Source organism: Streptomyces griseorubiginosus (genome assembly GCF_017614965.1).
In the GTDB taxonomy this organism is placed as follows: Bacteria; Actinomycetota; Actinomycetes; order Streptomycetales; family Streptomycetaceae; genus Streptomyces; species Streptomyces griseorubiginosus_B.
Genome location: NZ_WVUG01000309.1, coordinates 1 through 10,313, shown reverse-complemented (window position 1 = coordinate 10,313; position 10,313 = coordinate 1). Strand labels below are relative to the sequence as shown.

General features: G+C 68.3%; 10 protein-coding genes and 2 rRNA genes. All 12 read right to left on the bottom strand.

Annotated features, from left to right (window positions below):
- On the bottom strand, nt 1-1,212 hold a 1,212-nt coding region (locus GRC12_RS36570; RefSeq protein WP_208784389.1), incomplete at its 3' end, for a DNA polymerase IV.
- Nucleotides 1,213-1,280: 68 nt separating this feature from the next.
- Nucleotides 1,281-1,964 carry a MerR family transcriptional regulator gene (locus GRC12_RS36565; protein ID WP_208784388.1) on the bottom strand — a complete coding sequence of 228 codons (684 nt, stop codon included), beginning with the start codon at nt 1,962-1,964 and terminating at the stop codon, nt 1,281-1,283.
- Nucleotides 1,965-2,224: 260 nt separating this feature from the next.
- Entirely contained in the window at nt 2,225-2,698 is a 474-nt protein-coding gene (locus GRC12_RS36560) for a bifunctional nuclease family protein (protein WP_004002801.1), read from the bottom strand.
- An 84-nt stretch (nt 2,699-2,782) separates the two neighbouring features.
- Nucleotides 2,783-3,520 carry a transcriptional regulator FtsR gene (ftsR, locus tag GRC12_RS36555; protein ID WP_208784387.1) on the bottom strand — a complete coding sequence of 246 codons (738 nt, stop codon included), beginning with the start codon at nt 3,518-3,520 and terminating at the stop codon, nt 2,783-2,785.
- A 19-nt stretch (nt 3,521-3,539) separates the two neighbouring features.
- Entirely contained in the window at nt 3,540-4,424 is an 885-nt protein-coding gene (locus GRC12_RS36550) for an FHA domain-containing protein (protein WP_208784390.1), read from the bottom strand.
- An 82-nt stretch (nt 4,425-4,506) separates the two neighbouring features.
- On the bottom strand, nt 4,507-5,364 hold the full coding sequence (locus tag GRC12_RS36545; RefSeq protein ID WP_208784386.1) for a DUF881 domain-containing protein: 858 nt from the start codon (nt 5,362-5,364) through the stop codon (nt 4,507-4,509).
- A gap of 5 nt (nt 5,365-5,369) precedes the next feature.
- The gene (locus GRC12_RS36540) at nt 5,370-5,702 is read right to left on the bottom strand and encodes a small basic family protein (RefSeq protein WP_003988855.1); all 333 of its coding nucleotides are present in this window, start codon (nt 5,700-5,702) and stop codon (nt 5,370-5,372) included.
- Nucleotides 5,699-6,601 (bottom strand): DUF881 domain-containing protein, encoded by a 903-nt coding sequence (locus tag GRC12_RS36535; protein ID WP_244374322.1) that lies wholly within the window; start codon nt 6,599-6,601, stop codon nt 5,699-5,701. Before GRC12_RS36535 ends, GRC12_RS36540 begins: the two co-directional genes overlap by 4 nt.
- A 111-nt stretch (nt 6,602-6,712) precedes the next feature.
- Nucleotides 6,713-9,208 carry a mannose-1-phosphate guanyltransferase gene (locus tag GRC12_RS36530; RefSeq protein WP_208784381.1) on the bottom strand — a complete coding sequence of 832 codons (2,496 nt, stop codon included), beginning with the start codon at nt 9,206-9,208 and terminating at the stop codon, nt 6,713-6,715.
- Nucleotides 9,209-9,323: 115 nt separating this feature from the next.
- Nucleotides 9,324-9,932, bottom strand: a complete 609-nt coding sequence (locus GRC12_RS36525; RefSeq protein WP_208784379.1) for a CDP-alcohol phosphatidyltransferase family protein — start codon at nt 9,930-9,932, stop codon at nt 9,324-9,326.
- Between the two features lie 110 nt (nt 9,933-10,042).
- Nucleotides 10,043-10,159: ribosomal RNA gene (gene rrf, locus GRC12_RS36520) — 5S ribosomal RNA — on the bottom strand.
- Between the two features lie 69 nt (nt 10,160-10,228).
- Nucleotides 10,229-10,313 (bottom strand): 23S ribosomal RNA (locus GRC12_RS36515); the annotation flags it as partial.

Below are 10,313 nucleotides of genomic sequence, written 5' to 3'. Positions count from 1 at the left end.
CCCCTGCACCCACCCGTGCCCGAACTCGGCATGCCGGACGTCATGCCCCGCCGGCCACCGTCGCTCGACCACGGTCACCTGCTCCTCGTCGGGTTCCTCCACCCCCTCCTCCCCGGCATGCTCCATCCCCGTCGTCTCCCCGGCGGCCTGCGCGAACAGGTCCTCCTGGGTGTAGTCGGCCAGCCCGCTCACCCCCACTCCCAGCAGCCGCACACCCCCCGTCGTGTCCACGGCGTCCAGCAGCCGGGCCGCGGCCTCCCGCACGACCGCCGGATCGTCCGTGGGCCCCCGCAAGGTCTCGGACCGGGTCAGGGTCGAGAAGTCGTACCGCCGCACCTTCAGCACGATCGTCCGCCCCGACAGCCCCGCGGCCCGCAGTCTTCGCACGCACCGGTCCGCCAGCCGCTGGACCTCCAGGCCCACCCGGATCCGGTCGTGGATGTCCACGTCGTAGGTGTCCTCGACCGACACCGACTTGGCCTCCCGCTCGGCGACCACGGGCCGGTCGTCGTGCGCCAGCGCCATGGCGTACAGCGCGTGCCCGTGCGCCTTGCCGAGCAGCCGTACCAGCTCGTCCTCCCCCGCCTCCGCGATGTCGTCGACCGTGGTGATCCCGGCCCGCCGCAGGTGATCGCCCGTCGCGGGCCCCACCCCGGGCAGGGTCCGCACGGACATCGGCCCGAGCAGCGCCCGCTCGGTTCCCGGTTCGATCAGCACCAGTCCGTCGGGCTTGGCCTCCTCGGAGGCGATCTTGGCGAGCATCTTGGACGCGGCGAGCCCGACGGACCCGGTGAGCCCGGTGCCGGTCCGTATGTCGGCGCGCAGCTTCTCCCCCACCAGCCGGGCCGACGCCTCGTCCCAGGCCGCCTCACCGGCCTCCAGGTCCACGAACGCCTCGTCCAGGCTCAACGGCTCCACCAGCGGCGACAGCTCGTGCAGCAGCCCCATGACCTGCTCGCTGATCGCCCGGTAGAACCCGAACCGCGGCACCAGATACGCGGCGTTCGGCGCCAGCCGCCGCGCCTGGGCCATCGGCATCGCGGACCGCACCCCGAAGACCCGCGCCTCGTACGAGGCCGTGGCCACCACCCCGCGCGGCCCCAGCCCGCCCACGACCACGGCCTTCCCGCGCAGACTCGGCTTGGACGCCTGCTCCGCCGAGGCGTAGAAGGCATCCATGTCGAGATGCAGGATCGTGGGCGCGTTTCTCACATGTCCGATGCTGCCCTACGCCACTGACAATGCCCCCCGCACGACGTCGGGCGGCCCGCGCCCGCGCCTCAGACGGCCCGGTTGCGCCGCCGTGCCAGCTCGTCCGCCGGGTTCTGGCCGACGAGGGTCTCGCCGGTGTCGATCCGCTCGCCGTGCAGCTGGGACAGCGCGCTCTCGACGTCCCGCCAGACCACCCCGACGGCGATCCCGAAGATCCCCTGGCCGCCCTGGAGCAGGGCGTGGACCTCGTCCGGCGAGGTGCACTCGTAGACCGTGGCGCCGTCGCTCATCAGCGTCATGCGCTCCAGGTCCCGGAATCCGCGCTCCCGCAGGTGCTGCACGGCCGTGCGGATGTTCTGCAGCGACACGCCGGTGTCCAGGAACCGCTTGACGATCTTCAGGACGACCACGTCCCGGAAGCTGTACAACCGCTGTGTCCCCGACCCGTACGCGGGCCGCACGCTCGGCTCCACGAGCCCGGTGCGCGCCCAGTAGTCGAGTTGCCGGTAGGTGATACCGGCGGCCGCGCAGGCCGTGGGACCGCGGTAGCCGATCTGCTCGGACGTCATGGACGTCGCCCCTCCGCTGCTGGGCACGGCCGTCGGTCGCTGGGGAGCGTGATCGGCCGCGCTGCCGTGATGGGGGTCCCCCCAACCCGAACGAGGTTGAGAGCCCGGGGGCGGGTACGGAAGGCTCACCCCGACCTCACGTCCGGGGGCACCCCCAGCCGCACCGTCGCCGCTGCTTCTCACGCCGACCTCCGTCCTTGACCTGCCTCCTCGAAGGTAGGCAGCCACCAGGGGTGCGTCAACGACCGCCACACTCGGCACGCCGAGTGATAATCACCCTAAGAGTGGTTTCCCGTACCCCACCGCGGGGAAAGGCTAGCCGAATGCGCTCGGGACGAGCCGCAGGACGCTCTCACGCGCCGGTGGCAAATGCCGGCATTTGTGTGGTCACCGGACACAACCGGCCCGTCACGGACCGCTGGTCCGCCGGGCCGGCCCGTGCGTCACTGGCTGCTGGTGCCGAAGTCCTCCGGCGAGATCTGGTCGAGGAACTCGCGGAACTTCTCCACCTCGTCCTCCTGCTCGTCCGGGATCGCGATGCCGGCGTCGTCGAGCACTCCGTCGCTGCCGTAGATCGGCGTCCCGGTGCGCAGCGCGAGCGCTATGGCGTCGGACGGGCGGGCGCTCACCTCGACCCCGCTGGCGAAGACCAGCTCCGCGTAGAAGACGCCCTCACGCAGGTCCGTGATGCGCACTTCGGTGAGCTCCTGGCCGACGGCCTCCAGCACGTCCTTGAACAGGTCGTGGGTCAGCGGCCGGGCGGGAGCCATGCCCTGCTGGGCGAAGGCGATCGCCGTCGCCTCCCCCGGCCCGATCCAGATGGGGAGGTAACGGTCGCCTCCCACTTCCCGCAGGAGCACGATCGGTTGGTTGGAGGGCATTTCGACCCGGACACCTACGACATCGAGCTCGTTCACACAGCAACCCTAGGCCGTGCTCGGGACGTTTGGGTAGTCGGGCAGGGAACGGGGGGCCGATCCGGCCTTCGCGTCCGCGTCCGCTCAGGGCAGGCGGACGCCGAGCGCGGTCTGCACCAGCGCCGCGTGCAGCTTCACCGTGAGCGCCGCCAGCTCCTTCGTACGGGCCTCCGCGTGGGCCCTGGTCTGGGGGTTGCGGTGCCGCTTCAGCGGGGCCACCACCTGGTCCACAAGGCCCGCCTCACGGTCCGCGGCGGCCTTCATGGCCCGCAGGTGCCGTGGCTCGATCCCGAACCGCCCGAGTTCGATGACGAGCGAGGCCACGGTGACGGCCTCGGCGTCGTACGCCCCGTCCGGCAGCGGAGTGAGCAGCCCGTACGACTCCCACTCCTTCAGCTCCTGCTCGTCGATGCCCGCCGCGGCGAGCAGCTCGGCCCGTCCGATGCGGGCCGCGGTGGGGCCCTCCAGGGGCTCCAGGACGGTCTCGCCGTCCCGCTGACGGTTCACGGCGGGCAGTGGCGGGGCCTCGCCGCGCTCCACGGCGTCCAGATGCTCGCGGATCACCTTCAGCGGCAGATAGTGGTCCCGCTGCATCCTCAGGACGTGGCCGAGACGCTCGACGTCAGCAGCGGTGAACTTGCGGTACCCCGAAGGGGTGCGCTGCGGCTCGACGAGCCCCTCCGACTCCAGGAAGCGGATCTTGGAGATGGTCACCTCGGGGAACTCGTCACGCAGCACGTTCAGCACCGTGCCGATGCTCATCAGCCCACTGTCCGCGGCGGCGGCCCCGTGCCCGGAACCGCCGCTCGGTGATTGCAGCATGGACCTTCTCCGGGGAGGGTCAGTAGCCCCGCTGGCTCGCGTAGAACACCAGCCGGTACTTGCCGATCTGCACCTCGTCGCCGTTGTTCAGGGCGACCTGGTCGATCCGCTCGCGGTTGACGTACGTGCCGTTGAGGCTGCCGACGTCGGCCACCGTGAAGGAGCCGTCCCCGCCCCGGCGGAACTCCACATGACGGCGCGAGACGGTCACGTCGTCCAAGAAGATGTCGCTCTGCGGGTGGCGGCCGGCCGTGGTCAGGTCGCTGTCCAGGAGGAAGCGGCTGCCCGAGTTGGGGCCGCGGCGCACGACGAGGAGCGCGGAGCCCATCGGCAGCGCGTCCACGGCAGCCTGGGCCTCGGGCGAGAGGGCGGGCAGCTGGGTCTGCCCGGTGACCTCGGCGTCGTAGGCCTCAAGGCCGGAGATGGAGATCGTGGACGTCGTCTCCGAGGGGCGCTCGGGGGTGGCCCCGGCCCGCAGCGGGGCGCCGCAGTTGGAGCAGAAGCGGCTGTTCTCCGCGTTGCGGTTACCGCACCTCGTACACACCAGGGCCGACATAGGGGAAAACCCTCCACCCGTAGTTGAGGTTGACGGTTGCCCGAAACCTATGCCGCCGGACTGCGCAGGGTCAACAGACGGCGCGCCCTGACCTCCGGAAATGTCACCGCCCGGACCACCGACCTGGTCCCGGAACAGCGGACGCTGGCCCTCCACGTCGGGCTGTGCGCGATGGCGGGCGGTGGCATTGTCGCTGCCCTCTCGCGCGCTCTTGCCGAACAACTTCGCAAACAACTTCACGGGCGATTCCCCTTGACCGAAACAGACCCGCCCGTGGGGCAGGACGAACCCTGACTCATTACGCCGGCCGACCCGGACATCCTCACAACGTCCGTATCCACCAGACAGTTTCCACCACGCACCACCCGTTCGGTGCGCCGACCCCCCGCAACCTCATGCCCCTGCCGGACGCCCCCCATGCACCGCCGGTTCACTGGGAGGACGACCGAGCGTAGTCAGGCTGCTTCGCCGCTCGCAAGGCGTCCACGACGATCTTGTTCGACCGCTCGACAGTGACCGTGGCCTGCTCCTTCTCAAGAGTCTGCACCACGCCTCCAGGGATGTTGAGCGCCGGCTCGAGGTCCGCCGGCTTGCCGATGACCTTGAAACGATAGGGCGCGTTGATCTTGTTCCCGTCCACCGTGACGCTCTTGCCCGAATCCGTGAAGTAGGTGCTGGCCACCACGCGCACTCCGTTCACCTGGATCGCCTCCGCCCCCGCCGCGCGCAGCTCCTGGATCGTGTCGAGCAGACTGTCCGACTCGACCGCTCCCTTCGCGTCCTCGATCGTCATGGTGATACCGGGCCCCTGAGCGGCCACCGTGCCCGCCAGAATGCCCAGTTGCTTCTCCTTCTCGATCGTCTGCTTCCGGGCCTCCTCGGCCTGGTCGGAGCTGTTCTCCAACTCCTCGCGCTGCTTCTCCAGCCCCTGCTTCTCGTCGTCGAGACGCTGCGTACGGTCGTCGAGTTCATCAAGGATGCGTACGAGGTCCTCCTGCCGCGCGCCGCGCAGGGCACTGTCGCTGTCACTGTTGGAGGCCACCTGGATGGCCAGTCCGAAGCCGAGGCCGAACAGCAGCACGGCGACGATCAGTTGGGCCCGGGTGACACGCGGCGGCCACAGACCGTTGACGAGCCGCTGGCGCCCGGTCAGCGCCGCCTCCTTCTCCTCGGGAGCTTCCTCGACGGCCTCGGGCTTCGCCTCAGCAGCCTCAGGCGCGTCCGCCGGCACCTCCTCGGGAAGTTCCTTGCGCAGCCTGTTCTCGGGCTTGTCGTCCTTCTCGCTCATCGGCCTCACGCCCGGAACACATGCCGGCGGATCGCCGCGGCGTTGGAGAAGATCCGGATGCCGAGGACCACGACGACGCCGGTGGACAGCTGGGCCCCCACGCCCAACTTGTCGCCCAGGAACACGATCAGCGCGGCCACGACCACGTTGGACAGGAACGACACGACGAAGACCTTGTCGTCGAAGATGCCGTCGAGCATGGCCCGCAGACCACCGAAGACGGCGTCGAGCGCCGCGACGACGGCGATCGGCAGATAAGGCTCGACGACCGCCGGAACCTCAGGCCGGACCAACAGTCCGGCCACGACTCCCACGACGAGGCCCAGTACGGCGATCACGATGTGCCCTTCTCGGTTTTCTCGGTGCTCGGCTGTGCTGTACGTACGATCACACTCGGTGCTGCGGGCAGCCGGAGGTCGCCCTCCACGGAGATGCTGGTCCGGATGCCGTAGTTCTCCTGCAGCGCATGCAGATACAGTCCGTCGACGCTGTCCTGGAACCGGGTGCTCAGCTGCTTGCCGTCCCCCACGGCGAGCACCGTGTACGGCGGAACAAGTGGCCTGTTGTCGACCAGTATGGCGTCACCCGCGGCCCTGATCGCCGACAGCGCCGTCAAGCGCTGTCCGTTGATGGAGACGGCCTCGGCCCCCGACTCCCACAGCCCGTTGACGACACGCTGCATGTCACGGTCACGGACCCGGCCCGTGTCGGAGAAGTCCGAGGTCTCGCGCGGGTCGCCGTTGCCGCCGCTGGTGGCTTCCTTGGCGTCGTTCACGACCAGTTTCACGCCGGGACCATGGACTGCGACGGCGCCCGACAGGAGGCCGACGAGCTCCGACTGGTCGCCCGCCCCGCTCTTCCTCAGCGCCTCGCGCTGCCGCGCGCTCACATCGTCGCGCAGCTTGTCGACGGAGCCCTCCAGCTTGTCCGCGCTCGCCGTCTCACGGTCGATGCGGTCGATCAGCTCCTGGCGTTCCTTGGCCACGACGGGCGCCGCCACGCGCGCCTGTGCCGCGCCGACGGTGACGACGAGAGCAGCGAGGACCAGCCCGGCCGCCAGGCCGAGCTTGCCACTGAGTGTCCTGGGCAGCCCGCCGGCGCCCTCCGCCTTGCGGGCGGCCGCCTCGGCGTAGCCGTCGTCGAGGCTGTGGTCCATGACGTTGGTGAGCAGGAACATGGACGCGTCCGGCCGCGAAGGGCGCGTGGGTGTGCTCCGAATGGGGGGCTGCTGCGGCATGCCGCACATCGTCGCACGTCGCGACCACTACCTCCGAATGGCCCCACCGGCGTGCCGGACAGGCCCCCTTGGGGACACTTGTCCGGCACGCGCGTGTGCTGCGGCTTTTCCTCAGCGCCCGGCGCTGTCCACGACCGCCGACCACTCGTCCAGCAGGGCCTGCGCGGAGGCGTCGTCCGGGCCCTCCGCCCACAGATGGGTGACCGCCTCGGCCGGGTCGGGCAGCACCATCACCCAGCGCCCGTCGGTCTCCACCACCCGAACGCCGTCGGTGGTGTCCACGAAGCGATCTCCCGCCTCTTCGACCACGCGCCGCATCACAAGCCCCTTGACGGCCCACGGCGTCGCCAGATCACGCTTCAGGACGTGCGCACGCGGAATCCGCGCGTCGATCTGGCTGAGCGTGAGCTGCGTCCGCGCCACCAGCCCGATCAGCCGTACGAAGGCGGCCGTACCGTCGAAGACGCTGCTGAACTCCGGGACGATGAACCCGCCCTTGCCGTCACCGCCGAAGATGGTCGTCTCGTCGCGTCCGACGCGGGTGAGATCGTCGGGCGAGGTCGTCGTCCACTCCACCTGGGTGCCGTGGTACGCCGCGACCTGCTCGGCGATCCGCGTGGTCGTCACCGGCAGCGCCACACGGCCGCTGCGCCGCTCGGCGGCCACCAGGTCGAGCATCACGAGCAGTGCCCGGTCGTCCTCGACGATCCGTCCCTTCTCGTCGACGAGCGAGAGCCGCTCACCGACGGGGTCGAAGCGCACACCGAAAGCAGCCCGCGAGGACGCCACGATCTCACCGAGCCGCACCAGGCCCGAGCGCCGCACTTCGGCCGACTCGGTGGGCCGCGACTCGTCGAGTCCAGGGTTGATGGTCAGTGAGTCCACGCCGAGCTTCCCGAGCAGGCTGGGCAGGACCAGCCCCGCACTTCCGTTCGACGCGTCGACGACGACCTTCAGCCCGGACTCGGCGATCCCGGTGGTGTCGACATTGCGCAGCAACGAACCCGTGTACGAGTCGAAGACGCTCGCCGGGAAGTGCAGGTCCCCGATCTCACCGGGGAAGGCACGCCGGTACTCCTGCCGCGCGAAGACCCGGTCCAGCTTGCGCTGGCTGCCCTGCGAGAGGTCCGCGCCCTGCCCGTCGAAGAACATGATGTCCACGGAGTCCGGCACACCGGGCGTGGTCCGGATCATGATCCCGCCGGAACTGCCTCGCGCGGTCTGCTGCCGGGCCACGGGCAGCGGTACGTTCTCCAGGTCCCGCACCTCGATCGCGCTGGCCTGCAGAGCCGAGATCACCGCCCGCTTGAGGGCACGGGCGCCTCGGGAGTGGTCGCGGGCCGTGGTGACGGTGGAGCCCTTCTTGAGGGTCGTCGCATACGCGCCGGCGAGGCGGACGGCGAGCTCGGGCGTGATCTCCACGTTCAGGATGCCGGAGACACCCCGGGCGCCGAACAGATGCGCCTGGCCGCGGGACTCCCAGATCACCGAGGTGTTGACGAAGGCACCGGCCTCGATGGTCTTGAACGGATAGACCCGCACATTGCCCTGAACGATCGATTCTTCACCGATCAGGCACTCGTCACCGATGACCGCGCCGTCCTCGATCCGGGCGGCGCGCATGATGTCGGTGTTCTTTCCGACGACACAGCCGCGCAGATTGCTGTGCTGCCCCACATACACGTTGTCGTGCACGACGGCCTTGTGCAGGAAAGCGCCGCTCTTCACCACGACGTTCGAACCCACGACGGTGTGCTCACGGATTTCGGCGTTCGCCTCGACCTTGGCGTAGTCCCCGATGTAGAGGGGGCCGCGCAGCACGGCGTCCGGATGCACTTCGGCACCCTCCGCCACCCAGACGCCCGGCGAGATCTCGAAACCGTCGATCTCGACGTCGACCTTGCCCTCCAGGACATCGGCCTGCGCCTTCACATAGCTCTCGTGCGTGCCGACGTCCTCCCAGTAGCCCTCGGCGACATAGCCGTAGATCGGCTTGCCTTCCTTCATCAACTGCGGGAAGACGTCACCGGACCAGTCGACGGGAACATCGGCCTCGACATAGTCGAAGACCTCGGGCTCCATGACATAGATGCCCGTGTTCACGGTGTCGGAGAAGACCTGCCCCCAGGTCGGCTTCTCCAGGAAGCGCTCGACCTTGCCTTCCTCGTCGACGATGGTGATACCGAATTCCAGCGGATTCGGTACCCGCGTCAGACACACGGTGACGAGCGCACCCTTTTCCTTGTGGAAATTGATGAGCTCCGTGAGGTCGAAGTCGGTCAGCGCATCACCGGAGATGACGAGGAATGCATCGTCCTTCAACGCATCTTCAGCGTTCTTGACGCTTCCGGCGGTACCGAGTGGCTTCTCCTCGTTGGCATAGGAAAGCTCCATACCGAGCTCTTCGCCGTCACCGAAGTAGTTCTTGACCAAGGAGGCCAGGAACTGGACAGTTACGACGGTCTCGTTCAGCCCATGCCTTTTGAGCAGCCGCAGCACATGCTCCATGATCGGGCGGTTCGCCACGGGCAGGAGCGGCTTGGGCATGCTCGAGGTCATGGGGCGAAGGCGTGTGCCCTCGCCTCCGGCCATCACGACGGCCTTCATGTCGGAAGCGTCCTCCTCAAACAGACGACGGTCTAGCCGACTTCACCCGTCCAGATTCTCCCGCACTTTTACACCGGGGGCCATCGAGCCACTGCGGTGGCGGGAATCGGTGAGTTCAATCGGCCATGGCGTCCGCACGGACCAGGCGGCGGACTTGTACCACGTAGAGCACTCCTGCCCACCAGTAGAGCGTTGTACCCCATCCAGCGAACGCCCATCCGAAAATAGCAGCGAGTGACGGGATCCATCCACTTCCGTCACTGAGCAGCAGCAGCGGGAAGGCGTACATGAGGTTGAAGGTGGCGGCCTTGCCCAGGAAGTTCACCTGCGGCGGCGGATACCCGTGTCGCCTGAGGATACCCACCATCACCAGCAGGACCAGCTCTCGCGCAAGAAGTACAGCGGTCAACCAGATCGGCAGAATCTCACGCCAGGTAAGGCCCACCAACGTCGAGAGAATGTAGAGCCGGTCGGCCGCGGGGTCGAGGAGCCGGCCGAGGCTGCTGATCTGGTTCCAGCGCCGCGCCAGCTTGCCGTCCAGGTAGTCGCTGATGCCGCTCAGGGCCAGCACCAGCAGCGCCCACCCGTCACTCTTGGGCCCCCCGAACTCAGGCCGCAGAATCAGCCACAGGAAGATCGGCACGCCGACGAGACGCGCCATGCTGAGGATGTTGGGGATGGTGAGGACCCGGTCCGTCTGGACACGGGTCTCCTGGACCTCCACCCGGGGGCCTCCTGTGGGAAACGAACCGACGATGTCCCCTGACCTTACCTCAACGCAAAAAAGCTCTGGCTCCTGGGCTTGTGTGCCCAAGAGCCAGAGCTCTAAAAGAAGTTCGGCGGCGTCCTACTCTCCCACAGGGTCCCCCCTGCAGTACCATCGGCGCTGTAAGGCTTAGCTTCCGGGTTCGGAATGTAACCGGGCGTTTCCCTCACGCTATAACCACCGAAACACTATGAAGTTCGACTGTGAAAGACACGGTCGTGGTTTCAGAACCAACACAGTGGACGCGAGCAACTGAGGACAAGCCCTCGGCCTATTAGTACCGGTCACCTCCACACGTTACCGTGCTTCCAGATCCGGCCTATCAACCCAGTCGTCTAC